Consider the following 25,800-nt stretch of genomic DNA (forward strand, 5'->3'; position numbering starts at 1 on the left):
GACTGGCAGGGTAAGGCGGGGCCGGGGCGGGCGCCCGGTGGGAGGGACCGGTGGGAGGAAGGCCGGTGGGACGGACGGGCGCGGGGAAAGGGCCGGACGGGCCGGGGTTCGTACGGGTGAGGTCGGGATCGGTGAGGATCGGTGAGGATCGGTCAGGCTGACGCGAATCCGGCGGGGCTCGGTCGGGTTCAGGACAGGTCCGGACGTCTTCCGGTCGTTCGGGCAGGCGGAAGAGTCCGTCTCCCCGTAGGACGGGCTTTCAAGGAATACGGTTCATATCCTACGAAAAGCCACTTTTGTGCCGGACTTCACGTGTGACGCGCTGCGAATTCGTGGCCCGCGCACCCCCGTGCCCCGCTCCGGATAGGCTCGATCCACCCTGGCCCCATCCCGGGGCCGACCTGCTCGGAAGGAGCGGCGGAATGACCGTGCCGGGACGCAGGAGCAGCACGTTCACCCGGCTGCTGCGGCACGGGTTCACCGACCCCTCCGGAGCCGAGCGCCTTCTGGACGCACCCGAACTGTCCGCGCTCCGCGCCGATCCCGTCCTCCTCGACGCCCTCGGCGCCACCGCGGACCCCGATCTCGCCCTGCGCGGTCTCGCCCGCCTCGCCGAGGCACAGCAGGAGACCGAGCGGCAGACCTTCACCGCCACCCTGCTCTCCGCCAAGCCCTTCCGCGACCGGCTCCTCGGCGTGCTCGGCGCGTCCGAGGCCCTCGGCGACCATCTCGCCCGCCACCCCCGCGACTGGGAGTCCCTCGTCACCTACGAGGCGGCCGACCTGCACCCCGGGGTCCCCGAGTTCGAACGGGACCTCGCGGCGGCGGCCGACCCGGTGGCCCTGCGGGTCGCCTACCGCCGCTGTCTGCTCGCCATAGCCGCCCGGGACGTCTGCGGCACCACCGACGTCGCCGAGACCGCCGCCGAACTCGCCGACCTGGCGACCGCGACCCTCCGCGCGGCCCTCGCCATCGCCCGTACGGCAGCCCCCGTCGACGCCGCCCTGTGCCGGCTCGCGGTCATCGCGATGGGCAAGTGCGGCGGCCACGAACTGAACTACGTCTCCGACGTGGACGTCATCTTCGTGGGCGAGCCCGCGGAGGGCGCCGACGAGGGCAAGGCCCTCCAGGCGGCGACCCGGCTCGCCGCCCATCTGATGCGGATCTGCTCCGAGCCCACCGTCGAGGGCACCATCTGGCCGGTCGACGCCAATCTGCGCCCCGAGGGCCGCAACGGCCCCCTCGTCCGTACGCTCTCCTCGCACCTCGCGTACTACCAGCGCTGGGCCAAGACCTGGGAGTTCCAGGCGCTCCTCAAGGCCCGCGCGGTCGCCGGCGACCCGGAGCTGGGCGCCCAGTACATCGACGCCGTCTCCCCACTCGTCTGGCACGCCGCCGAGCGGGAGAACTTCGTCCCCGACGTGCAGAAGATGCGCCGCCGGGTCGTCGACAACATCCCGGTCGCCCAGGTCGACCGGGAACTGAAGCTCGGCCCCGGCGGACTCCGGGACGTCGAGTTCGCCGTCCAGCTGCTCCAGCTCGTCCACGGACGCAGCGACAGCGCTCTGCACAGCGGCTCCACCCTCGACGCGCTCGCCGCCCTCGCCGCCGGGGGATACGTCGGCCGCGCCGACGCCTCCCAGCTCGACGAGGCCTACCGCTTCCTGCGGGCCATGGAGCACCGCATCCAGCTCTACCGGCTGCGCCGCACCCACCTCGTCCCCGAGGACGAGGCCGACCTGCGCCGCCTCGGCCGCTCCCTCGGACTGCGCACCGACCCGGTCGCCGAGCTGAACAAGGAGTGGAAGCGGCACGCGGCCGTCGTCCGGCGGCTGCACGAGAAGCTCTTCTACCGGCCGCTGCTCGACGCGGTCGCCCAGCTCGCCCCCGGCGAGATCCGGCTCAGCCCCAAGGCGGCCGGACAGCGCCTCGAAGCCCTCGGATACGCGGACCCCGCCGCCGCCCTGCGCCACCTGGAGGCGCTGGCCTCCGGGGTGAGCCGGAAGGCGGCGATCCAGCGGACCCTGCTGCCGGTCCTCCTCGGCTGGTTCGCGGACTCGGCCGACCCGGACTCCGGACTGCTCGGCTTCCGCAAGGTCTCCGACGCCCTCGGCAAGACGCCCTGGTACCTGCGGCTGCTCCGCGACGAGGGCGCCGCCGCCGAGAACCTCGCCCGGGTGCTCTCCGCCGGACGCTTCGCCCCCGACCTGCTGCTGCGCGCCCCGGAGGCGGTCGCGCTGCTCGGCGACCCGGAGGGCCTGAAGCCGCGCGGCAAGGAGGCCCTGGAACAGGAGGTCCTCGCCGCCGTGGGCCGGGCCGAGGGCGCCGAGCAGGCCGTGGCGGCGGCCCGCGGGGTGCGGCGCCGGGAGCTGTTCCGCACCGCCGCCGCCGACCTCATCGGCTCGTACGGCACGGAGGAGAGCCCCCGCGAGTCCGACCCGGGGGCGCTGGTCGACCGGGTGGGCCAGGCCGTCACCGACCTCAACGCGGCGACGCTCGCGGGCGCCCTCAGGGCCGCCGTGCGGGCCGAGTGGGGCGAGGAGCTGCCGACCAGGTTCGCCGTCATCGGCATGGGCCGCTTCGGCGGACACGAGCTGGGATACGGCTCCGACGCGGACGTCCTGTTCGTGCACGAGCCGCGCGAGGGCGTCGACGAGCAGGAGGCGGCACGGGCCGCCAACCGGGTGGTCGCCGAGATGCGCAGACTGCTCCAGCTGCCCACCGCCGACCCGCCGCTGCTGATCGACGCGGACCTCAGGCCGGAGGGCAAGAGCGGCCCGCTGGTCCGCACCCTGAAGTCGTACGCGGCCTACTACAAGCGCTGGTCGCTGGTGTGGGAGAGCCAGGCGCTGCTGCGCGCCGAGCCGATGGCGGGCGACCGGAGCCTGGGGGAGCGGTTCATCGAGCTGGTGGACCCGCTGCGCTATCCGGCGGAGGGCCTCGGCGAGGACGCGGTCCGCGAGATCCGCCGTCTGAAGGCCCGGATGGAGTCCGAGCGGCTGCCGCGCGGCGCCGATCCGACGCTCCACGCCAAGCTGGGGCGCGGCGGGCTCAGCGACGTCGAGTGGACGGTCCAGCTGCTCCAGATGCGGTACGGCTGGGAGGAGCCGGGGCTGCGGACGAACCGCACGCGGGAGGCGCTGGCAGCCGCGCACGCGGCCGGTCTCGTCCCGACGGAGGAGGCGCAGATCCTGGACGAGGCCTGGGTCCTCGCGACCCGGGTGCGCAACGCGGTGATGCTGGTGCGCGGCCGGGCGGGCGACACCTTCCCCACCAGCCCGAGGGAGCTGGCGGCCGTGGGGCGTTACCTGGGGTACGAGGCCGGGCACGTGGGCGAGATGGTCGACGACTACCGCCGGACCACCCGCCGGGCCCGAGCCGTGGTGGAGGAGCTGTTCTACGGAGCGTAGCCCCGCACGCCCCCGGTACTACCGGCCCGAACGGGCCGGGGGCCGGGCGGTGGCGGGCTCGCTGACGGCGGAGGACTCGCTCACGGGGGCGGACTCGCTCACGGGGGCGGGTTCGCTCACGGCGGCGGGCTCCGGCGCCCCGGGAGCACGCTTGCCCGGCGCCGGTTCCACCAGCTTCGGCAGGCGGTGCGGGTGGGAGCCGTACCAGAAGTACGAGACGAGGAAGCCGAAGGAGAGGCAGAGCATGCCGCCGACCGCGTCCAGCCAGAAGTGGTTGGCGGTGGAGACGATGACGACCAGGGTCGCCGCCGGGTAGAGCAGGCCCAGGATCCGGGCCCAGGGCGCCTTGGCGAGCAGGAAGATCGTCAGACCGCACCAGAGCGACCAGCCGATGTGCATCGACGGCATCGCCGCGTACTGGTTGGAGACGTGCTTGAGGTTGCCCGAGGCCATCGAGCCCCAGGTGTGGTGGACCAGGACGGTGTCGACGAAGTCCTGGCCGTTCATGAGCCGGGGCGGCGCGAGCGGATACAGGTAGTAGCCGACCAGGGCCACGGCGGTGGTGGCGAACAGGACCGTGCGGAACGCCGCGTAACGGCCCGGTTGCCAGCGGTAGAGCCACACCAGCACACCGATCGTCACGATGAAGTGCAGGGTGGCGTAGTAGTAGTTCATGGACACGATCAGCCACGTGACCGAGTTCACGGCGTGGTTGACGGTGTGCTCGAAGGCGAGCCCGAGGGAGTCCTCGACCTTCCAGATCCAGTCCGCGTTCTTCAGCGCCTGGGTCTTCTGCTCCGGCACCGCGTTGCGGACGAGGGAGTAGACCCAGTAGCTGACCGCGATGAGCAGGATCTCGAACCAGATTCTGGGCCGCCGGGGCACGCGCGGACGCGTGGACCCGCCGTCGCCCGCCATGGGTGACGACGGGGTCGTCCGGTCGTCCAAACTCTTCACGGTCGTTTCACCCATAGGGAGAGAGTCTGCCAGATCGCTTCCCCCCGACCGATCATCCCCCGGGCGGGTTCGGGACGCACCCGGTCCGCCTCAGGAAGGAGACCGGGAGGACGCCGGGGCGGAGGCGGTGGAGCCGCGTACGACCAGTTCGGGCATGAAGACGAACTCGGAGTGCGGGGCGGGGGTGCCCCCGACCTCCTCCAGGAGCGCCCGGACCGCCGCCTGCCCCATCGCCTGCACCGGCTGCCGGATGGTGGTCAGCGGCGGATCGGTGAAGGCTATGAGAGGGGAGTCGTCGAAACCGACGACGGAGACGTCCCTGGGCACGTCGAGCCCCTGCTGCCGGGCGGCCCGGATGGCGCCGAGCGCCATCATGTCGCTCGCGCAGACGATCGCCGTGCAGCCCCGCGCGATCAGCGCCCCGGTCGCCGCCTGCCCGCCCTCCAGGGTGTAGAGGGAGTGCTGGACGAGGTCCTCGGTCTCCTCGGGGGAGAGCCCGAACCGCTCCGCCATGCCCTGCCGGAAGCCCTCGATCTTGCGGAGCACCGGCACGAACCGCTTCGGTCCGACGGCGAGCCCGATCCGGGTGTGCCCGAGCGCCGCCAGATGCGTCACCGCGAGCCGCATGGCCGCCCGGTCGTCGGGGGAGACGAAGGGCGCCTGCACCTTGGGGGAGAAGCCGTTGATCAGGACGTACGGGACGCCCTTGCCGCGCAGCTGGTCGTAGCGGGTCATGTCGGCGGTGGTGTCGGCGTGCAGCCCGGAGACGAAGATGATCCCGGCCACCCCCCGCTCCACCAGCATGTCGGTGAGTTCGTCCTCGGTGGACCCGCCGGGGGTCTGGGTGGCGAGGACCGGGGTGTATCCCTGCCGGGTCAGGGCCTGCCCGATGACCTGCGCGAGCGCGGGGAAGATCGGGTTGTCGAGTTCGGGGGTGATCAGGCCGACGAGTCCGGCGCTGCGCCTGCGCAGTCGTACGGGACGCTCGTAGCCGAGCACGTCGAGCGCGGCAAGGACGGACTCGCGGGTGGCGGTGGCCACTCCCGGCTTGCCGTTGAGCACGCGGCTGACTGTGGCCTCACTGACCCCCGCCTGGGCTGCGATGTCGGAGAGCCGCGCGGTCATGAGAGTGGACTGTACCGGTCACCGCTCGTATTGCCCACCGGCCGCGTGTCGGACGTCTTTCCGCAAGGGTTTGCAGTTCTTGCGGAGGCCGTCAAGGGGCCGTACGGCGTCGAATGGCGGCCCCTGCGACCTCTTTCGCCTGCTGTCAAGCGATCCGACGGCAACCTTCAGGACACGTGGATGTAACGATCGCCGGTCCTTGCAGAAAGTTCTCGCAAGGTCTTTCGGCTCGTTTTCATCCCTGTTACGTTCCTGGCAACCCGGAGCGCCGCGAGGGAGCGGTCGCGATGAGGAAGGTTCCTGCCCCTCGACCCCCCGGGATCAGTTGAAGGAGTTCCTATGCGGCGTGGCATAGCGGCCACCGCGCTGGTGGCGGCCCTGGGCGTGACCCTGGCGGCGTGCGGAAGCGACAGCGACTCGAAGGGCGGCGGGGCCCAGGGCTCCGGCGAACTCTCCGGCACCGTGACCTGGTGGGACACCTCCACGGTCGGCTCCGAGGACAAGGTCTTCAAGAAGGTCGCCGAGGACTTCACGAAGAAGCACCCCAAGGTCACCGTCAAGTACGTGAACGTGCCGTTCGGCGAGGCCCAGAACAAGTTCAAGAACGCCGCGCAGTCCGGCTCCGGTGCCCCCGACGTCATCCGCTCCGAGGTCGCCTGGACCCCCGAGTTCGCCGACCTCGGCTACCTCGCCCCGCTCGACGGCACCCCCGCCCTCAAGGACGCAGGGGACTTCCTGGATCAGGCGGCGGCCTCCACCAAGTACAACGGCAAGACCTACGCCGTCCCGCAGGTCATCGACTCCATGGGCATCTTCTACAACAAGAAGATCTTCAAGGACGCCGGCGTCGCGGTCCCCAAGACCCTCGACGAGCTGAAGACCGTCTCCGCCACGATCAAGGCCAAGACCGGCAAGACCGGCTTCTACCTGCGCGGCGACGACCCGTACTGGTTCCTCTCCTTCCTGTACGGCGAGGGCGGTGACCTCGTCGACGCCGACCAGAAGAAGATCACGGTCGACAACCCGGCGGGCGTCAAGGCGCTCACGGCGGTCAAGGACCTGGTCGACTCCAAGGCCGCGATCACCGACGCGACCAACGGCTGGGACAACATGCAGGCGTCCTTCAAGGACGGCAAGGTCGCCATGATCATCAACGGCCCCTGGGCCGTCGCCGACACCTACACCGGCAAGGAGTTCGCCGACAAGGCGAACCTGGGCATCGCCCCGGTGCCCGCGGGCTCGGCCGGTCAGGGCGCCCCGCAGGGCGGCCACAACCTCGCCGTCTACGCGGGCTCCAAGAACCTCCCCGCCTCCTATGCCTTCGCCGAGTACATGACCTCGGCCGAGACCCAGGCCACGGTCGCCAAGGAACTCAGCCTGCTGCCGACCCGCCAGTCCGTCTACATCAAGCCGGACGTCGCGACCAACGAGCTGATCACCTTCTTCAAGCCGGTCGTCGACAAGGCCGTCCAGCGCCCCTGGATCCCCGAGGGCGGCAGCCTCTTCGAGCCGGTCAAGGTCGAGTACACCAAGGTGCTCACCGGCCAGACCACCCCGGAGGCCGGCGCCAAGGCGATCGGCGACTCCTACCGCAAGCTCCTGAAGAACTGGAAGTAAGAGAGAAGGCAGGCCGGCTCATGGCTGTGGACACTCCCAGCCAGTCGGTGGCGAAGGCCGCGGGCGACCCTGTCGCCCGCGGCCGGAGCCGCGGAACTGGTTCCCCGCGCCGCGCGGCGAAGCGCTCCCTTTCCACCCACTGGTACGCCTGGGCGATGGTCGCCCCGGTCGTCGCCGTGATCGGTGTGATCATCGGGTATCCGCTGGTCCGCGGGGTCTATCTGTCGTTCACCGACGCCAACGAACGCAATGTGGCCCGGTCGATCGGCGTCAACGAGATCCCGGCCAGCTACGAGTTCGTCGGCCTGGACAACTACACCGACGCGCTCACCGGGAGCCAGTTCCTCGGCACGCTGCTCTGGACGATCGTCTGGACCGTCTCCTGCGTGACGCTCACCTTCGCCCTGGGCATGGCCCTCGCGAACATCCTCAACCGCAGGATCGCGGGCCGCTCCGTCTACCGGCTGCTGCTGATCCTGCCCTGGGCCGTCCCCGGCTTCGTCTCCGTCTTCGCCTGGCGCTTCCTCTACGACGAGCGCCGCGGCATGCTCAACCAGATCCTCACCGGCGGCGGCATCGACGGCATCCCCTGGCTCAACGACCCCACCTGGGCCAAGTTCTCGGTCATCCTCGTCAACGTCTGGCTCGGCGTCCCCTTCATGATGGTCGCCCTCCTCGGCGGGCTCCAGTCCATCCCCGGCGAGCTGTACGAGGCCGCCGAGATGGACGGCGCCAACGCCTGGCAGCGCTTCCGCAACATCACCCTGCCCGGCCTGAGTTCGGTCTCGACGACGGTGATCCTGCTCTCCACCATCTGGACCTTCAACATGTTCCCGGTGATCTTCCTGCTCACCCGGGGCGGCCCCGGCGAGGCCACCCAGATCCTCGTCACCCAGGCGTACAAGTTCTCCTTCGAGATCAGCCCGCGCGACTTCGCCCAGTCCTCGACCTGGGGCGTCCTGATCCTGGTCCTCCTGATGGTCTTCGCCGCGTTCTACCGGCGCGTCCTTCGCAAGCAGGGAGAAGTCTGGTGACCACCACGACCCCCACCACGGCCGCCAAGGCCCCCGCCGGACACCGCGCCGCGCGCACCGGAGCCGCCGCCGCGAACGGGCCCCGCCGGGGCCGCCGTTCGCCGCTCGCCTCGGTCGGGCTGCACCTCACCCTGATCACCGCCTCGGTGATCGCCGTCTTCCCGGTGCTGTGGGTCCTGCTGACCTCGCTCAAGCCGGCCAAGTACGCGACGACCGCGGACTTCGTCAAGGAGACGACGTTCGAGAACTACACGAAGCTCCTGGAGGACACCCCGTTCCTCACCTGGTTCGGCAACTCGCTCCTGGTCGCCGGTCTCACCACCGTCGTCGGCGTCTTCATCTCCGCCACCACGGGCTACGCCGTCAGCCGGTTCCGCTTCCCCGGCAAGCGCGGTCTGATGTGGACCCTGCTCGTCACCCAGATGTTCCCGGTCGCCGTCCTCATCGTGCCGATCTACAACATCATGGCGTCGATGGGCCTGCTCAACCAGCCGGTCGGCCTGGTCATCACGTATCTGACCATCGCCGTCCCCTTCTGCGCGTGGATGATGAAGGGCTTCTTCGACACCATCCCGCGCGAGATCGACGAGTCCGGCTACGTCGACGGCCTCACCCCCTTCGGCACCTTCTGGCGGCTGATCCTGCCGCTCGCCAAGCCGGGCATCGCCGTCACCGCCTTCTACTCCTTCATCACCGCCTGGGGCGAGGTCGCCTACGCCTCCGCCTTCATGGTCGGCGACGAGAACCTCACCCTGGCCGGCGGACTCCAGAAGTTCGTCAACCAGTACGGCGCCCAGTGGGGCCCGATGTCCGCGGCCTCCGTGCTCATCGCCATCCCCGCCGCCGTGGTGTTCCTCTTCGCCCAGCGGCACCTGGTCACCGGCATGTCCGCCGGTGCCGTCAAGGGCTGACGGCCCCGACCACGCCTCCCGCACGCCCCTCCTTACCTCCCAGGGAAGACATGACCCAGCATCTCGCCACCCCGGCCGACGCCCCGACCACCGGCACGCACACGGGCTGGTGGAGAGACGCGGTGATCTACCAGGTCTACCCGCGCAGCTTCGCCGACGGCGACGGCGACGGCATGGGCGACCTGGAGGGCGTCCGCCGCCGGCTGCCGTACCTCAAGGACCTCGGCGTCGACGCCGTCTGGCTCTCCCCGTTCTACGCCTCGCCGCAGGCCGACGCGGGATACGACGTCGCCGACTACCGCTCCATCGACCCCATGTTCGGCACGCTCCTCGACGCCGACGCCCTGATCAGGGAGGCCCACGACCTGGGCCTGCGCATCATCGTCGACCTGGTCCCCAACCACTCCTCCGACCGGCACGAGTGGTTCCGCCGCGCCCTGGCCGAGGGCCCCGGCTCGGTCCTCCGCGAGCGCTACCACTTCCGCCCCGGCAAGGGCCCGGACGGCTCGCTCCCGCCCAACGACTGGGAGTCCATCTTCGGCGGCCCCGCCTGGACCCGCACCGAGAACCCCGACGGCACCCCCGGCGACTGGTACCTGCACCTCTTCGCCCCCGAGCAGCCCGACTTCGACTGGGACCACCCCGCCGTCCGCGACGAGTTCCGCTCCATCCTGCGCTTCTGGCTCGACATGGGCGTCGACGGCTTCCGCGTCGACGTCGCCCACGGCCTGGTCAAGGCCGCGGGACTGCCCGACATCGGCGGCCACGACCAGCTCAAGCTGCTCGGCAACGACGTCATGCCCTTCTTCGACCAGGACGGCGTCCACGAGATCTACCGCTCCTGGCGGAAGGTCCTCGCGGAATACGACGGAGAGCGCATCCTCGTCGCCGAGGCCTGGACCCCCACCGTCGACCGCACCGCGAACTACGTGCGCCCCGACGAGATGCACCAGGCCTTCAACTTCCAGTACCTGGGCACCTACTGGGACGCGGCCGAACTGCGGACCGTCATCGACGCCTCCCTCGACGCGATGCGCCCGGTCGGCGCCCCCACCACCTGGGTGCTCTCCAACCACGACGTCACCCGGCACGCCACCCGCTTCGCCAACCCGGCGGGCCTCGGCACCCAGCTGCGCGAGCCCGGCGACCGGGAACTCGGCCTGCGCAGGGCCCGCGCGGCGACCCTGCTCATGCTGGCGCTGCCCGGCTCCGCCTACGTCTACCAGGGCGAGGAACTGGGCCTGCCCGACGTCACCGACCTGCCCGACGAGGTCCGCCAGGACCCGTCCTTCCGGCGGGCCAGCGGCCAGGACGGCTTCCGCGACGGCTGCCGGGTGCCGATCCCGTGGACCGTCGAGGGCTCCTCGTACGGCTTCGGGAGCGGCGGCTCCTGGCTGCCGCAGCCGGCCGGCTGGGGCGCGCTCAGCGTCGAGGCGCAGACCGGCGCCCCCGGCTCCACCCTGGAGCTGTACCGCGAGGCGCTCGCCGTGCGGCGGGCGCAGCCGGGGCTCGGCGCGGGCGAGTCCGTCGTCTGGCAGGACGCCCCGGAGGGGCTGCTGGTCTTCCGGCGCGACGGCTTCGTCTGCACCGCCAACACCACCGGCCGGGCCGTCCCGATCCCGCTGCCCGGCCGGCTCCTCCTCGCCAACGAACCCGTCACCGTGCCCGGCGGCGAGCCTGCCACCGTGCCCGGCGGCCTGGACGCGGGCCTCGTGGAACTGCCCGCCGACACCACCGCATGGTGGGCGGTGTGACCTTCCCCCCGCCGAGGGGCGCCGGGACCGGCGCCCCTCGGCTCGCGGACATAGCGGCCCAGTCGGGGGTCAGCGAGGCCACCGTCAGCCGGGTCCTCAACGGCAAGGCGGGGGTGGCGGCCCCGACCCGCCACAAGGTGCTCGCCGCGCTCGACGTGCTCGGCTACGAGCGTCCCGTACGCCTGAAACGGCGCAGCGCCGGACTGGTCGGCCTGGTGGTGCCCGAGCTGACCAACCCGATCTTCCCGGCCTTCGCGCAGGTCGTCGAGCAGGTCCTCGCCGGACACGGCTACACCCCGGTGCTCTGCACCCAGATGCCCGGCGGCGCCACCGAGGACGAGCTGGTCGACCAGCTCGTGGAGCGCGGGGTGGCGGGCATCGTCTTCCTCTCCGGGCTGCACGCGGACGCCTCCGCCGATCCGGCGCGCTACGCCCGCCTCGCCGACCGGGGCGTGCCGTACGTCCTGATCAACGGCTACCACGAGCAGATCGACGCCACCTTCGTCTCCCCCGACGACCGGGCGGCGGCCAGGATGGCCGTACGGCACCTCGTCGAGCTGGGGCACGAGCGCGTCGGGCTCGCCGTCGGCCCCCTGCGGTACGTGCCCTCCCGCCGCAAGGCCGAGGGCTTCACCGCCGAGCTGTACGAGCTGCTCGGCGTCGGACGCGCGGACGCCGAGCGGTTCATCCGGCCCACCCTCTTCGGCGTCGAGGGCGGGCACGCCGCCGCGGAGATCCTGCTCGACCAGGGCTGTACGGGCCTCGTCTGCGGCTCCGACCTGATGGCGCTCGGGGCGATCCGGGCCGTCCGCGCCCGGGGGCTCGACGTGCCGGGGGACGTCTCCGTCGTCGGCTTCGACGACTCGCCGCTGATCGCCTTCACCAGCCCGCCGCTCTCCACCGTGCGCCAGCCCGTCCAGGCCATGGCGACGGCGGCGGTCGGCGCGCTCCTGGAGGAGATCGAGGGCAACCCGGTGCAGCGCACCGAGTTCGTCTTCCAGCCGGAGCTGGTGGTGCGCGGTTCCACGGCCCAGCCGCCCGTGCCCGGCGCTTCCCCGAGGGTCCCGCAAGTCCTTTCGTAACAACTTGCGTCGCGGTGTCCGGAGGGTTGACCGGGCGTCAGGGCACTCGTACGGTCACGGCGGAAAACAGTTGCTGACTCTTTCGGCAACTTCTTGCGACACGGATGTCGTCCCGCACGGATGTCGTACAGGAGGAAGCATGGCCAGAAGAACCGTGGCCGCCACACTCGCCCTCGTGGCGGGAGCCGCCGCCCTCTCCGCCACCGCGAGCACCCCGGCCCAGGCCGTCCCGCCCGGCGAGAAGGACGTCACCGCCGTGATGTTCGAGTGGAAGTTCGCCTCGGTGGCCCGCGAGTGCACCGACCGCCTCGGCCCCGCCGGTTACGGATACGTCCAGGTCTCCCCGCCGCAGGAGCACCTCCAGGGCGGCCAGTGGTGGACCTCGTACCAGCCGGTGAGCTACAAGATCGCCGGACGGCTCGGCGACCGCACCGCCTTCAAGAACATGATCGACACCTGTCACGCGGCAGGCGTCAAGGTCGTCGCCGACTCCGTGATCAACCACATGGCCAACGGCTCCGGCACCGGCACCGGCGGCAGCCCGTTCTCCAAGTACGACTACCCCGGGCTCTACTCCGGCGCCGACATGGACGACTGCCGCGCGACCATCGGCAACTACCAGGACCGCGCCAACGTCCAGAACTGCGAACTCGTCCAGCTCCCCGACCTCGACACGGGCGAGGAGTACGTTCGCCGGACGATCGCGGGCTATCTGAACGACCTCCTCTCCCTCGGCGTCGACGGACTGCGCATCGACGCCGCCAAGCACATGCCCGCGGCCGACCTCGCGAACATCAAGGCACGGCTGACCAGGCCCGGCGCCTACTGGAAGCAGGAGGCCATCTACGGCGCGGGCGAGGCGGTCTCCCCGAGCGAGTACCTCGGCACCGGCGACGTCCAGGAGTTCCGCTACGCCCGCGACCTCAAGCGCGTCTTCCGGAACGAGAAGCTCTCCTACCTCAAGAACTTCGGCGAAGCCTGGGGCTACATGCCCTCCGGCCAGTCCGGCGTCTTCGTCGACAACCACGACACCGAGCGCGGCGGCGACACCCTCTCCTACAAGGACGGCGCCGACTACACCCTCGCCTCCGTCTTCATGCTCGCCTGGCCCTACGGCTCCCCGGACGTCCACTCCGGCTACGAGTGGACCGACAAGGATGCGGGCCCGCCCAACGGCGGCCAGGTGAACGCCTGTTACAGCGACGGCTGGAAGTGCCAGCACGCCTGGCGCGAGATCTCCTCCATGGTCGCCTTCCGCAACACCGCGCGCGGCCAGGCCGTCACCGACTGGTGGGACAACGGCAACAACGCCCTCGCGTTCGGCCGTGGCTCCAAGGCCTATCTGGCCCTCAACCACGAGTCCTCGGCGCTCACCCGCACCTTCCAGACCGCCCTGCCCGCCGGTACCTACTGCGACGTCCAGTCGAACACCCCGGTCACCGTCGACGCCTCCGGCCGCTTCACCGCCACCCTCCCCGCGCAGACCGCCCTCGCCCTGCACGGCGGGGCCAGGACCTGCGGCACCCAGCCCGTCACCTCCGGCGCCGCCTTCCACGCCACCGCCACCACCGTCCCCGGCCAGGACGTCTACGTCACCGGCAACCGCCCCGAACTCGGAAACTGGGCCCCCGCCGCCGCCCTCAAGCTCGACCCGGCCGCCTACCCCGTCTGGAAGCTGACCGTCGGCCTGCCCGCCGGAACCGCCTTCGAGTACAAGTACCTCCGCAAGGACGCCGCCGGAAACGTCACCTGGGAATCCGGCGCCAACCGCACCGCGACCGTCCCCGCCTCCGGCCAGACCGTCCTGGACGACTCCTTCCGAGGCTGACCCGCCCCCTCCGAGGCAGACCCGCCTCCTCCGCAGGGCCGCCCCGACCGGGGCGGCCCCCCTGCCCGTACCCCCAGGGAGCACCCCCGTGACACGCAAGAGAACGGCGCTCGCGCTCGCCGCCGCCCTGTGCGCGGCCCTCGTGCCCGCCGTCCCCGCCTCGGCCGCGCCCCGGCCCCCGGCCCCGCCGTCCGACCGGGTCATGGCCGCCGCGCCCGCCCGCCACGACCTCACCCGCGAGCAGTTCTACTTCCTGCTGCCCGACCGCTTCGCCAACGGCGACCCCGCCAACGACCGGGGCGGGCTCACCGGCAGCCGCACCAGGACCGGCTTCGACCCCACCGACAAGGGCTTCTACCAGGGCGGCGACCTCAAGGGCCTCACCGAGCGGCTCGACTACATCAAGGGCCTCGGCACCACCGCCATCTGGATGGCGCCGATCTTCCGCAACCGGCCCGTGCAGGGCGAGGGCAAGGATGCCTCCGCCGGCTACCACGGCTACTGGATCACCGACTTCACCCAGGTCGACCCGCACTTCGGCACCAACGACGACCTGCGGAAACTGATCGCCGCCGCGCACGCCAAGGGCATGAAGGTCTTCTTCGACGTCATCACCAACCACACCGCCGACACCGTCGACTACGCCGAGAAGAAGTACGGCTACCGCTCCAAGGGCGCCTACCCGTACCTCGACCGCGACGGCCGCCCCTTCGACGACCGCGCCGGAACGCGCCCCGTCGACGCGGACTCCTTCCCGTACACCCCCGTCCAGCGGCCCGACCCGAGCGACGTCAAGGTCCCCGCCTGGCTCAACGACCCCACGATGTACCACAACCGGGGCGACTCCACCTGGGCCGGGGAGTCCGCCGAGTACGGCGACTTCGTCGGTCTCGACGACCTGTGGACCGAACGCCCCGAGGTCGTCGAGGGCATGAAGCGGATCTACGAGACCTGGGTCAGGGACTTCCGCGTCGACGGCTTCCGCGTCGACACCGTCAAACACGTCGACCTCGGCTTCTGGACCCAGTGGGCCACCGCCCTCGACGCCTACGCCCGGAAACAGGGCCGCGAGGACTTCTTCCTCTTCGGCGAGGTCTACTCCGCCGACCCCTCCGTCACCGCCCCCTACGTCACCCGGGGCCGGCTCGACGCCACCCTCGACTTCCCCTTCCAGGATGCCGCCCGCGCCTTCGCCTCCCAGGGCGCCGGAGCCGACCGTCTCGCCCGGGTCTTCGCCGAGGACTACCGCTACACCACCGACCGGGCCAACGCCTACGAGCAGGTCACCTTTCTCGGCAACCACGACATGGGCCGCATCGGCACCTTCCTCCGCCAGGACAACCCGGACGCCCCCGACGCCGAACTCCTGCGCCGCGACCGCCTCGCCAACGAGCTGATGTTCCTCTCCCGTGGCAACCCGGTGATCTACTCGGGCGACGAACAGGGCTTCACCGGCGCGGGCGGCGACAAGGACGCCCGCCAGCCCCTCTTCGCCGCACAGGCGGCCGACTACCTCGACGACGAGCGGATAGGCACCGACCGCACCCACGCCACCGACGCGTACGACCCCACCCACCCCGTCTACCGGACCATCGCCGCCCTGTCGAAGCTCACCCGCGACCACCCGGCCCTCCGCGACGGCGTCCAGCGCGAACGGTACGCCGAGGGCTCCGTCTACGCCTTCACCCGTACGGACACCAAGGCCAGGACCGAGTACCTGGTCGCCACCAACAGCGCCACCGAACCGAAGACCGTCACCGTCCCCGTCGACTCCGCGCGCCTGCGCCTCCTGTACGGCGACCAGGGCAGCCAGAGCAGCCAGAGCAACCAGGGCGGCCAGAACGGTCAAGGTGACCAGAACGGTCAGGGAGGCAAGGGAGGCAAGGCAGACCAAGGAGGCCAGGGGGACCAAGGAGGCCAGGGCAACGGCCAAGCCGCCACCCTCACCGCCGCCCACGGCCGGGTCACCCTCACCGTCCCCGCCCTCGCCACCCTCGTCCTGCGCGCCGACCGGCCCCTTCCCGCCCCCGCCGCCGCGCCCTCCCTCACCCTCCGGGCGCCCGCCGCCGGAGCCACCGGCACCGTCGAACTCGCCGCCGACGTCACCGGCGAAGGACTCACCCGCGTCGTCTTCGCCGCCCAGCGCGGCGACGGCCCCTGGCAGACCCTCGGCACCGCCGACCACGCCCCGTACAAGGTCACCCAGCACCTGACCGACCCCGCCGGAACCGCCCTGCGCTACAAGGCCGTCGCCGTCGACACCTCGGGCCGCACCGCGAGCGCCACCGCCGCCTCCACCGCCGGAGCACCCCCCGCCCCCGAGAAGCCGGTCGCCGTCCAGCGCACCCACGCCGTCGTCCACTACCGGCGCGAGGACGGCGCCTACGACGGCTGGCGCCTGCGCGCGGCCGGCCAGGAGACCGCGTTCACCGGCCGTGACGCCTTCGGCGCCTTCGCCTGGGTCAAGGTCCCCGAAGGCGCCACCACCCTCCCGTACACCGTCGAGAAGGACGGCGCCGCCGAAGGACCCGCGCGCACGATCGACCTCGGCCGCACCGGCGAGGTCTGGATCACCCGGGGCGACGACGGCCAGTCCGGCACCGACCCCGCCCCCACCACCCCCGACCGCACCAAGGCCGTCCTCCACTACCAGCGGGCCGACGGCGCCTACGACGGCTGGGGACTGCACACCTGGACCGGCGCCGCCGAACCCACCGACTGGTCCAAGCCCCTCAAGCCCGTCCGCTTCGACACCTACGGAGCCGTCTTCGAGGTCCCCCTCGCCGAGGGCGCGGCCACCCTCTCGTACATCCTCCACAAGGGCGACCAGAAGGACCTGCCCACCGACCAGTCGCTCGACCTCACCGGCGGCCACGAGGTCTGGCTCCTCGCCGGAGAGGCGGAACGGCTCCTGCCCGTCGGCGGCAGCGCCCCCGACCTCGACCTCGACAAGGCCGAGGCCCAGTGGATCGACCGGACCACCGTCGTCTGGAAGGTCAAGGCCACCGACGCCACCAGCCAGCAGCTCGTGTACGCGCCCGACGGCGGGATCAGCGTGGTCGACGGCGCCCTGAACGACGAGGGCCGGTGGCTCCGCCTCACCCCCGCCACCCTGAGCGACGCCCAGAAGGCGAAGTACCCGCACCTGAAGGACCATCCGGCCTTCACCGTCGACCCGCGCGACGCCGACCGCGTCCGCGACTCGCTGCGCGGCCAGCTCCTCGCCACCCAGCGCGCCGCCAACGGCGCCCTGCTCGCCGCCACCGGCGTCCAGACCGCGGGCGTCCTCGACGACCTCTACGCCGACCGGGCCACCCGCGCGGCCCTCGGCCCCGTCTTCTCCCGGACCGGCGTCACCCTCTCCGTCTGGGCCCCCACCGCCCGCTCCGTCGCCCTCGAACTCGACGGCAGGGCCGTGCCCATGCGCCGCGACGACACCTCCGGCGTCTGGACCGCCAACGGCCCGAAGTCCTGGGCGGGCAAGCCGTACCGGTACGTCGTGAACGTCTGGGCCCCGAGCGTCCGGAAGGTCGTCGAGAACCGGGTCACCGACCCCTACTCCACCGCCCTCACCACCGACTCCGCCCGCAGCCTCGCCGTCGACCTGACCGATCCCGCGCTGGCCCCCCAGGGCTGGCGGAGCCTGCGCAAGCCCGCCCCCGTGCCCCTGCGGGACGCGCGGATCCAGGAACTCCACATCCGCGACTTCTCGATCGCGGACACCACCACCCGCCCCGAACTGCGCGGCACCTACCTCGCCTTCACCGACCCCGGCAGCGCGGGCTCCCGGCACCTGCGCGCCCTCGCCGCCTCCGGCACCTCCCACGTCCACCTGCTGCCCGCCTTCGACCTCGGCACCATCCCCGAACGCCGGAGCGCGCAGACCACCCCCGCCTGCGACCTGAAGGCGTACGCCCCCGACTCCGGGGAACAGCAGGACTGCGTCACCGCCACCGCCGCCCGCGACGCCTACAACTGGGGCTACGACCCCCTGCACTACACCGTCCCCGAGGGCTCCTACGCCACCGACCCCGAAGGCACCCGGCGCACCGTCGAGTTCCGGCGCATGGTCCAGGCGCTCAACGGCGACGGACTGCGCACGGTGATGGACGTCGTCTACAACCACACCGTCGCCGCCGGGCAGTCCGACAAGTCCGTCCTCGACCGCATCGTGCCCGGCTACTACCAGCGCCTCCAGGCGGACGGCTCCGTCGCCACCTCCACCTGCTGCGCGAACACGGCGCCCGAGAACGCGATGATGGGCAAGCTCGTCGTCGACTCCGTCGTCACCTGGGCCAGGGAGTACAAGGTCGACGGCTTCCGCTTCGACCTCATGGGCCACCACCCGAAGGCCAACATCCTCGCCGTCCGCAAGGCCCTCGACGCCCTGACCGTCGCGAAGGACGGCGTCGACGGCAAGGCGATCGTCCTCTACGGCGAGGGCTGGAACTTCGGCGAGATCGCCGACGACGCCCGTTTCGTCCAGGCCACCCAGAAGAACATGGCCGGAACCGGGATCGCCACCTTCTCCGACCGGGCCCGCGACGCCGTACGCGGCGGCGGCCCCTTCGACGAGGACCCCGGCGTCCAGGGCTTCGCCTCCGGCCTCTTCACCGACCCCAACTCCTCGCCCGCCAACGGCACCCCGGCCCAGCAGAAGGCCCGCCTCCTGCACGCCCAGGACCTGATCAAGGTCGGCCTCACCGGCGGCCTCGCCGCCTACACCTTCACCGACACCTCCGGGCGTACGGTCAAGGGCTCCGAGGTCGACTACAACGGCGCCCCCGCCGGATACGCCGCCGCCCCCGGCGACGCCCTCGCCTACGCCGACGCCCACGACAACGAGACCCTCTTCGACGCCCTCGCCTTCAAGCTCCCGGCGGACACCTCCCCGGCGGACCGGGCCCGCATGCAGCTCCTCGCCCTGGCCACCGCCACCCTCTCCCAGGGCCCCGCGCTCTCCCAGGCGGGCTCCGACCTGCTCCGCTCCAAGTCCCTCGACCGCAACTCGTACGACAGCGGCGACTGGTTCAACGCGATCCACTGGGACTGCCGGGACGGCAACGGCTTCGGCCGCGGCCTGCCGCCCGCCGCCGACAACAAGGACAAGTGGCCCTACGCGAAGCCCCTGCTGACCAACCCCTCGCTCACCGTCGGCTGCGCCGAGATCGACGGCGCCTCCGCCGCCTTCCGTGACCTCCAGCGCATCCGCACCACCGAACCGGCGTTCTCCCTCGCCACCGCCCAGCAGGTCCAGGACACCCTGTCGTTCCCGCTCTCCGGGCCCGACGAGACCCCCGGCGTCCTCACGATGCGCCTCGGCGACCTGGTCGTCGTCCTCAACGCGACCCCCGGCGCCACCACCCAGCGCGTCCCCGCCCTCGCGGACCGGGGCTACGCGCTCCACCCCGTCCAGGCGCGGGGCGCGGACCCCGTCGTGAAGACCGCCGCCTACACGGCGAGGCAGGGCGCCTTCACGGTCCCGGCACGGACGGTGGCCGTCTTCAAGGCCACCCGCTGACATAAGGGGGGGCGCCCCGGCACCTGACGGACTCAGGTGCCGGGGCGCCCCCCCTGCCGTCCCCCGGAAGGCCCTACGGCGCGGGCCGCCCCGCCACCGACGGCACCAGCGCGACCAGCCGGGCCACCAGATCCCCGAACGGCCCGTCGGCCGGCTCCTCCGCGAGCAGCCCCACCAGGATCTCCGCCATCTCCGGGTCGTACGCGGCACTGACCGCCGCGAGCGCCGCGAAGTCGTGCACCAACTGCAATTCGAGTTCCGCCCGCGGGACCCGGCGCCCGTCCAGCCAGATCAGCGCCGTCGACTCGGCGAGCGACACCCAGGAACGGACGACCAGTTCGAGCCGGGCCGAGGGCTTGTCGACCCCCAGATGCGCCAGGATCTGGACGTACGCCGCCTGCCGCACCTCGTCGATCATCGCGTTGGTCGTGGAGGACCCCACGGCGGGACCGCCTCGCATCAGCGCCGCGAAACCCGGCCCGTGCTCGTCCACGAAGTCGAAGAACCGGCCCATCACCCGCAGCAGCCGCGCCCCGAGGGGCCCCTGCGGCGGCTCCACGAACCGGGCCGCCAACTCGTCCGCCGCCCGCCGCAGCGCCGCCTCGTAGAGGCTCTGCTTGCCGGGGAAGTAGTGGTAGACGAGCGGGCGCGAGATGCCCGCGGCGGCGGCGATCTCGTCGATCGAGACCTCGTCGGGAGAACGATGGCTGAAGAGTTCGAGGGCCACCCTGATCAGCTGCTGCTTGCGCTCCTCGACGCCCATCCTGCGGCGCACCCCGGTCGTCATACGAACAGCCTAACGGGGTCCGTTACGCTCCTGCCCCATGAGCGCTTCCGACCAGGACACCCAGGCCGCCGAGGACCCGAAGGCCGCCCGCGCCCCCGAAGCCGACGAGCCCGCCCCGAAGACCCCCGAGGAGCCGGAAGGGCCGCAGGGGACGGAGGAGGACGAAGAGACGGAAGAGGAAGACGTGGAGGAGGGGCCCGTCGCGGCGGGGCTCACCCCCAAGCAGGCGCGACGGCTGCGCGTCGCCGCCGCCTCCTTCCTCCTCGTCGCGATGGCCGTGGTCCTGGTCATCCGCCTCGCGAGCCGGACCTCCGTGCTGGTCGTCGGCGTGTACGGACTCGCCATGATCCTCTGCGGCGTCGTCATCGAGCTGTCCCGCAACGGCCGTACGCGCCTGGGGACCTGGCTCCTCGTGGTCGGCCTCCTCGGCGCCCTGGCGCTCGACTGGCTGGTCCTGCCCTGACGGCACGGATCCGGCAGCGGGCGCCCCTGGCTGGTCTGCCCTGACGGCACGGTACGGATCCGGTAGCGCGTGCCCCGCCCCGCGCGGCACGCCCTACAGATCGAGCACCAGCCGCTTCCCCGCGCAGCGCGAGACGCAGATCAGCATCGTGTCGGCCCGTTCCGCGTCGGTGAGCAGCTCGTCCCGGTGGTCGACCTCGCCCTCCAGGACCCGCTGACTGCACGTACCGCAGAAGCCCTGCCGGCAGGAGTACATGAGGCCCGGCAGCTCCGCGCGGACCGCCGAGAGGAGCGACTGGTCGGCCGCGACCCGCACCGTGCGCCCGGAGCGCCGCAGTTCGACCTCGAAGGGCGTGCCCCCGGCGGGCTCGGTCGCGGAGAAACGTTCGAGGCGTGGTGCCCGGCCCTCGGGCATCGCCGCCGTCACGGCGTCCATGAGCCCGTCGGGCCCACAGCAGTACACCGGAGTCCCTTCGGGCACCTCGGCGAGGAACCCGAGGTCGGGGCGGCCCGACTCGTCCTCGGCGACGATCGTCACCCGCTCGGCGCCCAGCTCCTCGACTTCCCCGAGATACGGCATGGAGGCCCGGTCCCGACCGCAGTAGACGAGCCGCCAGTCGGCCCCCGCCGCCTCGGCGGCACGGACCATCGGCAGGACCGGGGTGATGCCGATGCCGCCCGCGACGAAGACGTATCCGGGGGCGTCGACGAGCGGGAAGCGGTTGCGCGGGCCCCGGATCTCGATCTCGGCGCCCACCGGGAGCCCTTCGTGGACCTCCCGCGAGCCGCCGCGCCCGCCCTGCCCGGGTCCGATGAGCCGGGTCGCGACGGTGTACGCGGTGGGGTCGGCCGGGTCGCCGCAGAGCGAGTACTGCCGGACGAGCCCGGAGGGCAGGACCAGGTCGATGTGGGCGCCCGGCCGCCAGGCGGGCAACCCGGCGCCTTCCAGGCGCAGTTCCACGACGCCCTCGGCGGGCTCGGCGCGCCGGGCGACCCGGACCTTGCGGGGGACGGTGCGGCCCCGGCCGTAACCGGAGACCGGCTCGTCGAGCGCGGGCAGCGGCCAGAGCGGGGCGGTGGACATCCGGCCCCGGACGGCCCGGCGGACGAGCAGCGCAGCGCCCGCGACGAGGGCGACGGTGGTGAACCGGGGCATCAGCGGCCTCCGTTGGCGCCGGGGGAGGCCGCCAGATAGGCCATGGCCTGCGCGGTGTCGCCCTCCTGGGAGGGGTGGTAGGAGCGGCTGAGGTAGCGGGGTATCGAGCGCAGCATGGCCGGGGTGGAGGGCAGCACCCCCTGGCGCCCCTTGCGGACGAACTGCCCGAGGGAAGCCCTGCCGTCGAGGAGGGTGGGGTCGTTCTCCATGAAGAAGCGGATGCCGCGCTGCCAGAGGAAGACGAGCGCGGAGAAGGCGAGCGCCCAGGTGCGGGCGCGGCGCCGGTAGCCGCCGTCGAGGTGCTGGAACAACTCGAAGGCCACCGAGCGGTGTTCGACCTCCTCGGCGCCGTGCCAGCGCAGCAGATCGAGCATGGTGGGGTCGGCGCCCGCCCGGTCGAGGGCTTCGGCGTTGAGGACCCAGTCGCCGAGGAAGGCGGTGTAGTGCTCGATGGCGGCGATCAGCGCGACCCGTTCGAGCAGCCACCAGCGGCGCGACCGGCCGGGCGGCAGGGTCCGGTCGCCGAGGAGCTTCTCGAAGAACCAGTCGACCTGCGCGGTGTACGGGGTGGGATCGAGCCCTTGGGCGCGCAGATGGGGCAGGACGTCGTCATGGGCCTGGGAGTGGACCGCCTCCTGCCCGATGAACCCGATGACGTCCTCGCGCAGCCGCTCGTCGGTGACGAACGGCAGCGCCTGCTTGTAGACGTGCACGAACCAGCGTTCACCCGCCGGAAGCAGCAGATGCAGCACGTTGATGGTGTGCGTGGTGAAGGGATCGCCGGGCACCCAGTGAAGCGGGGTGGCCTCCCAGTCGAAGGAGACCTTCCGCGCCTTCAACTCGACGTGCTCCGACTGCTTCGACTGCTTCGACGCCACCGGTACGGGCTGCGTATTAGACATGACGTCAATGTACTGAGGGGTAGGACGCGAGGACAGGGCCTTGCGTGGTCTTTTTGGGCGTACGGGGAGGGGGCGGGAGCGGGCAGGGGTACGGGGAGGGGCGCGGGGAGGCGAGGGGCGGGGCGTACGACGAGTGACGCACCTGGGCGGGTGGGGTCAGGCTCCCGGACGGGCGGGTCGGGCTCCCGGACGGGTGGGGTCAGGCTCCCGTGACGGTCAGCCGCTCCCGGATCAGCTCCGTCACCGTCTCCGGAACCCCGAGCCCCTCCCGTACGTACGCCTCCATCGACCCGTGCCGGACGGCGACTTCGTCGAGCGCCGCCTCCAGGTACTCGGGGAGGACGCCGATGAGATCGAGGGCCAGCTGAGGGTCGCCGCCCTGCGCGGTGAACCCCTCGATCATCGGCGCGTACGCCTGCCGTACCGCCGTGTTGACGGCGAGGTACTCCGTTCGGGTGGTCTCCTCGTCCGCGCCGAGCAGCGAGAGGACGACCACCGTCGCCCAGCCGGTCCTGTCCTTCCCCGCCGAACAGTGGAAGAGCACGGGACCGGCATCGGGGGAGCCCAGCTCCGTGAGGAACGAGCGGTAGGCGACCCGTGCGGCGGCGCCGGAGACGAAGGTCCGGTAGGTGCGGGCGAACGCGGCCCGGACCCGGCCGCCGCCCAGCTCCTCCTCGGCCAGCGCGGGATCGGAGAGCAGCGTCCGCAGCCGCGCGGCGGGCGGCAGCCCGCTGACGGACAGCCGGTCGGCCAGCACGTCCGCGACGAGCGCCCGCGCCCCCGCGGGCAGCCGGTCGGGGCGTGCGGTGCGCTCGCTCTCCGTACGGAAGTCGACGACGGTACGGACGCCGAGCCCGGCCACCGCGGGTTCGACCGGATCGAGCCGGTCGAGCTGCCCGGACCGCAGCACGAGCCCGTGCCGGACGGCCCGCCCCGAGGCCAGCGGGAGACCGCCGAGGTCACGCAGGTTGGCGACGGAGGTGGCGGGGATGGCGGACATGGCGGCGGCTCCTCCGGCTGGTACACGGGGCACGTGCGGGCACGCGCGCTGATACCGAAGGTAGTGGACCGTCCACGACGGGGCAGGTCCGCGACGGGCCCGTGGGCGGTCGCGGACCTGCCGTGTCGTGACGACGCCGGGGGAGAGGCCGGAATCTCCCCTCCGTACATGCGGCCTGTGCGTGATGTGCCTTCCCGGGCCCGGCGCGGACCTGGGCAGGCCGTACGGGATCAGGGGGTGTACTTGTAGCCGACCCGCCGGACGGTCTGGATCGTGTGGCGGTGCTCGGCGCCCAGCTTGCGGCGCAGCCGGGCCACGTGGACGTCGACCGTACGCCCGTCGCCGACGTGCCCGTAACCCCACACCGTGGTGACCAACTGGTCGCGGGTGTGCACCCGGTGGGGGTGCGCGACGAGGTGGGCGAGCAGTTCGAACTCCAAGTACGTCAGATCGAGGGCCCGTCCGTCGACGACGGCGATCCGCTGGACCCCGTCGATGGCCACGGGCCCCGGCTCCTCGGGCGCGGAGACGGGCGCGGGCGCCGGGACGGCGGGCGTCCGGGGCTGCTGTTCGGCCGGTACGAGGACGAGGTAGCCGACCATCGGCGGGCGGCCCGGCAGCGTCGGCAGGGTGCCGGGAGGGGCGGGCAGCAGGGTCGCGCCCGGCGGCAGGAAGTCGGCGACCTGGGCGAGGTCGACGACCTCGTTGGGATCGACCGCACGCAGCCGGTGCCGGCCGGAACGGACGGCGGCGAGAGGGGAGGCAGGGGTGTGGACCTGGGGATGCGCCATGACGGGTCAGCTCTTTCGCGCGAAGAAACGGACGGACAGGAGTCGTACGTCGTGCGCGTCGGCCGAAGGCCGGGATCGGACCGTACCGATCGGGGCGTTAGAGGGCCGACGCGTTCCTCGCGCGGCAACACACCCGGTCGAAGTCGTGGTGCTGACGGGAAGGCCAGAACGGCTCCAGGTCGTGGCGACCCGGGGTGGTGTCGTTCCGTGTGATGGCCATATCCCTATTGAACCAGAAGGGAATGCCTCGGACGAGCCCCGGGAAGGTCAAAGCCCGTGCAAGGCTTCCCATATGCCGGGAGAGGCGCCCACCGGGAACGGTGGGCGCCCCTCGTCGGAAAGCGCGGTGGAACGGGGTGGAGCGGGGCCTCTCGGCGAGAGCCGATCAGCCCGGGTCAGCCCGGAGCGGACCGGATCAGACCTGGCCGGCCTTCTCCAGGGCCTCGCAGCAGGTGTCCACCAGGAGGCGGGTCACCACGTACGGGTCGACGTTCGCGTTCGGACGCCGGTCCTCGATGTAGCCCTTCTTCTCCTGCTCGACCTGCCACGGGATGCGGACCGAGGCACCGCGGTCCGAGACGCCGTAGCGGTACGTGTCCCAGGGGGCCGTCTCGTGCAGACCCGTCAGACGGTCGTCGATGCCCGCGCCGTAGTTCTTGACGTGGTCCAGCGGCTTCGAGCCCTCGCCGAGGGACTCGCAGGCGGTGATGATCGCGTCGTAGCCCTCGCGCATCGCCCTGGTGGAGAAGTTGGTGTGGGCGCCCGCGCCGTTCCAGTCGCCCTTCACCGGCTTCGGGTCGAGCGTCGCGGTGACGTCGTAGTCCTCGGACGTGCGGTAGAGCAGCCAGCGGGCGATCCACAGCTGGTCCGAGACCACCAGCGGGGCGAGCGGGCCGACCTGGAACTCCCACTGGCCGGGCATGACCTCGGCGTTGATGCCGGAGATGCCCAGACCCGCCTTGAGGCAGTTGTCCAGGTGCGCCTCGACGATCGGGCGGCCGTGGATCTCGTCCGCGCCGACACCGCAGTAGTAGCCGCCCTGCGGGGCGGGGAAGCCGTTGGCCGGGAAGCCGAGCGGACGGGAGCCCTCGAAGAAGGTGTACTCCTGCTCGATGCCGAAGATCGGCTCCTGGTCGGCGTACCGGGCGGCGACCTCGGCGAGCGGGGCGCGGGTGTTGGACTCGTGCGGGGTCATGTCCGTGTTCAGGACCTCGCACAGGACCAGGATGTCGTCACCGCCGCGGAGGGGGTCCGGGCAGGTGTAGACGGGCCGCAGGACGCGGTCCGAGGCGTGACCCTTGGCCTGGTTGGTGCTGGAACCGTCGAAGCCCCAGAGCGGCAGCTCGTCCAGGGGAAGGACGTCACCCACGATGATCTTCGTCTTGGAACGGAGCTTCGCGGTGGGCGCGGTGCCGTCGATCCAGATGTACTCGGCCTTGAAGGTCACGGGTCTCAGTCCTTTG

18 protein-coding genes are annotated in these 25,800 nt (G+C 71.9%); 9 read left to right on the plus strand and 9 right to left on the minus strand.

Translation table 11 applies throughout. The features are described from left to right. Window positions 1-422: 422 nt before the first annotated feature. Window positions 423-3,410, plus strand: coding sequence for a bifunctional [glutamine synthetase] adenylyltransferase/[glutamine synthetase]-adenylyl-L-tyrosine phosphorylase (locus BU197_RS25270; RefSeq protein WP_188270615.1), 2,988 nt, complete (start codon window positions 423-425; stop codon window positions 3,408-3,410). 18 nt (window positions 3,411-3,428) lie between these two features. Here the strand turns inward: BU197_RS25270 and BU197_RS25275 are convergent, their stop codons facing one another. Together BU197_RS25275 and BU197_RS25280 are read right to left on the minus strand one after the other, a co-directional pair. Further along, window positions 3,429-4,382, minus strand: coding sequence for a phosphatase PAP2 family protein (locus BU197_RS25275; protein ID WP_188270616.1), 954 nt, complete (start codon window positions 4,380-4,382; stop codon window positions 3,429-3,431). A 75-nt stretch (window positions 4,383-4,457) separates the two neighbouring features. Continuing rightward, complete coding sequence (locus BU197_RS25280) at window positions 4,458-5,492, minus strand: LacI family DNA-binding transcriptional regulator (RefSeq protein WP_188270617.1); 1,035 nt, start codon at window positions 5,490-5,492, stop codon at window positions 4,458-4,460. Between the two features lie 339 nt (window positions 5,493-5,831). Between BU197_RS25280 and BU197_RS25285 the strand changes: the two genes are divergently transcribed. The 7 genes from BU197_RS25285 (at window position 5,832) to pulA (ending at window position 19,239) form a co-directional block, all read left to right on the plus strand. Continuing rightward, on the plus strand, window positions 5,832-7,109 hold the full coding sequence (locus BU197_RS25285) for an extracellular solute-binding protein (protein ID WP_188270618.1): 1,278 nt from the start codon (window positions 5,832-5,834) through the stop codon (window positions 7,107-7,109). Window positions 7,110-7,129: 20 nt separating this feature from the next. Continuing rightward, window positions 7,130-8,143, plus strand: coding sequence for a carbohydrate ABC transporter permease (locus tag BU197_RS25290; protein ID WP_188270619.1), 1,014 nt, complete (start codon window positions 7,130-7,132; stop codon window positions 8,141-8,143). Continuing rightward, the gene (locus BU197_RS25295) at window positions 8,140-9,054 is read left to right on the plus strand and encodes a sugar ABC transporter permease (protein WP_188270620.1); all 915 of its coding nucleotides are present in this window, start codon (window positions 8,140-8,142) and stop codon (window positions 9,052-9,054) included. Before BU197_RS25290 ends, BU197_RS25295 begins: the two co-directional genes overlap by 4 nt. A 50-nt stretch (window positions 9,055-9,104) precedes the next feature. Next, window positions 9,105-10,808 (plus strand): glycoside hydrolase family 13 protein, encoded by a 1,704-nt coding sequence (locus tag BU197_RS25300; RefSeq protein ID WP_188270621.1) that lies wholly within the window; start codon window positions 9,105-9,107, stop codon window positions 10,806-10,808. Beyond that, entirely contained in the window at window positions 10,796-11,890 is a 1,095-nt protein-coding gene (locus BU197_RS25305; RefSeq protein ID WP_411158534.1) for a LacI family DNA-binding transcriptional regulator, read from the plus strand. Before BU197_RS25300 ends, BU197_RS25305 begins: the two co-directional genes overlap by 13 nt. 139 nt (window positions 11,891-12,029) lie before the next feature. Next, window positions 12,030-13,718, plus strand: a complete 1,689-nt coding sequence (locus BU197_RS25310; protein WP_188270623.1) for a carbohydrate-binding module family 20 domain-containing protein — start codon at window positions 12,030-12,032, stop codon at window positions 13,716-13,718. An 88-nt stretch (window positions 13,719-13,806) separates the two neighbouring features. Then, on the plus strand, window positions 13,807-19,239 hold the full coding sequence (pulA, locus tag BU197_RS25315) for a pullulanase-type alpha-1,6-glucosidase (RefSeq protein ID WP_188270624.1): 5,433 nt from the start codon (window positions 13,807-13,809) through the stop codon (window positions 19,237-19,239). Window positions 19,240-19,312: 73 nt separating this feature from the next. On the opposite strand, the gene BU197_RS25320 is transcribed toward pulA, so the two are convergent. Next, entirely contained in the window at window positions 19,313-20,026 is a 714-nt protein-coding gene (locus tag BU197_RS25320) for a TetR/AcrR family transcriptional regulator (RefSeq protein ID WP_188270625.1), read from the minus strand. A 37-nt stretch (window positions 20,027-20,063) separates the two neighbouring features. Between BU197_RS25320 and BU197_RS25325 the strand changes: the two genes are divergently transcribed. Further along, window positions 20,064-20,489: a hypothetical protein gene (locus BU197_RS25325; RefSeq protein WP_188270626.1), complete on the plus strand. Its 426-nt coding sequence runs from the start codon at window positions 20,064-20,066 to the stop codon at window positions 20,487-20,489. Between the two features lie 93 nt (window positions 20,490-20,582). Here BU197_RS25325 and BU197_RS25330 read toward each other — a convergent pair whose 3' ends face one another. From BU197_RS25330 to glnII, 6 genes are all read right to left on the minus strand, one after another. After that, on the minus strand, window positions 20,583-21,644 hold the full coding sequence (locus tag BU197_RS25330; protein ID WP_188270627.1) for a PDR/VanB family oxidoreductase: 1,062 nt from the start codon (window positions 21,642-21,644) through the stop codon (window positions 20,583-20,585). Then, complete coding sequence (locus BU197_RS25335; RefSeq protein WP_188270628.1) at window positions 21,644-22,546, minus strand: metal-dependent hydrolase; 903 nt, start codon at window positions 22,544-22,546, stop codon at window positions 21,644-21,646. The genes BU197_RS25330 and BU197_RS25335 overlap by 1 nt, the downstream gene beginning before the upstream one ends. A 199-nt stretch (window positions 22,547-22,745) precedes the next feature. Further along, window positions 22,746-23,546: a tyrosine-protein phosphatase gene (locus BU197_RS25340; protein WP_188270629.1), complete on the minus strand. Its 801-nt coding sequence runs from the start codon at window positions 23,544-23,546 to the stop codon at window positions 22,746-22,748. 230 nt (window positions 23,547-23,776) lie between these two features. Beyond that, a complete protein-coding gene (locus BU197_RS25345; protein ID WP_188270630.1) occupies window positions 23,777-24,337 on the minus strand; it encodes a winged helix-turn-helix domain-containing protein in 561 nt (186 codons plus the stop codon). 97 nt (window positions 24,338-24,434) lie between these two features. Next, the gene (locus BU197_RS31130; RefSeq protein ID WP_262928272.1) at window positions 24,435-24,557 is read right to left on the minus strand and encodes a hypothetical protein; all 123 of its coding nucleotides are present in this window, start codon (window positions 24,555-24,557) and stop codon (window positions 24,435-24,437) included. Window positions 24,558-24,752: 195 nt separating this feature from the next. After that, complete coding sequence (glnII, locus tag BU197_RS25350; protein WP_188270631.1) at window positions 24,753-25,784, minus strand: glutamine synthetase; 1,032 nt, start codon at window positions 25,782-25,784, stop codon at window positions 24,753-24,755. Window positions 25,785-25,800: the final 16 nt, after the last annotated feature.

It is taken from the genome of Streptomyces sp. CBMA291, from assembly GCF_014596525.1.
Taxonomy (GTDB): Bacteria; Actinomycetota; Actinomycetes; order Streptomycetales; family Streptomycetaceae; genus Streptomyces.

What these genes read in the sequence shown, in the direction of transcription:
- BU197_RS25270 (WP_188270615.1), top strand. Translation starts at nt 423, where the DNA reads ATGACCGTGCCGGGACGCAGGAGCAGCACGTTCACCCGGCTGCTGCGG.
- BU197_RS25275 (WP_188270616.1), bottom strand. Translation starts at nt 4,382, where the DNA reads ATGGGTGAAACGACCGTGAAGAGTTTGGACGACCGGACGACCCCGTCG.
- BU197_RS25280 (WP_188270617.1), bottom strand. Translation starts at nt 5,492, where the DNA reads ATGACCGCGCGGCTCTCCGACATCGCAGCCCAGGCGGGGGTCAGTGAG.
- BU197_RS25285 (WP_188270618.1), top strand. Translation starts at nt 5,832, where the DNA reads ATGCGGCGTGGCATAGCGGCCACCGCGCTGGTGGCGGCCCTGGGCGTG.
- BU197_RS25290 (WP_188270619.1), top strand. Translation starts at nt 7,130, where the DNA reads ATGGCTGTGGACACTCCCAGCCAGTCGGTGGCGAAGGCCGCGGGCGAC.
- BU197_RS25300 (WP_188270621.1), top strand. Translation starts at nt 9,105, where the DNA reads ATGACCCAGCATCTCGCCACCCCGGCCGACGCCCCGACCACCGGCACG.
- BU197_RS25310 (WP_188270623.1), top strand. Translation starts at nt 12,030, where the DNA reads ATGGCCAGAAGAACCGTGGCCGCCACACTCGCCCTCGTGGCGGGAGCC.
- BU197_RS25320 (WP_188270625.1), bottom strand. Translation starts at nt 20,026, where the DNA reads ATGACGACCGGGGTGCGCCGCAGGATGGGCGTCGAGGAGCGCAAGCAG.
- BU197_RS25325 (WP_188270626.1), top strand. Translation starts at nt 20,064, where the DNA reads ATGAGCGCTTCCGACCAGGACACCCAGGCCGCCGAGGACCCGAAGGCC.
- BU197_RS25330 (WP_188270627.1), bottom strand. Translation starts at nt 21,644, where the DNA reads ATGCCCCGGTTCACCACCGTCGCCCTCGTCGCGGGCGCTGCGCTGCTC.
- BU197_RS25335 (WP_188270628.1), bottom strand. Translation starts at nt 22,546, where the DNA reads ATGTCTAATACGCAGCCCGTACCGGTGGCGTCGAAGCAGTCGAAGCAG.
- BU197_RS25340 (WP_188270629.1), bottom strand. Translation starts at nt 23,546, where the DNA reads ATGTCCGCCATCCCCGCCACCTCCGTCGCCAACCTGCGTGACCTCGGC.
- BU197_RS25345 (WP_188270630.1), bottom strand. Translation starts at nt 24,337, where the DNA reads ATGGCGCATCCCCAGGTCCACACCCCTGCCTCCCCTCTCGCCGCCGTC.
- BU197_RS31130 (WP_262928272.1), bottom strand. Translation starts at nt 24,557, where the DNA reads ATGGCCATCACACGGAACGACACCACCCCGGGTCGCCACGACCTGGAG.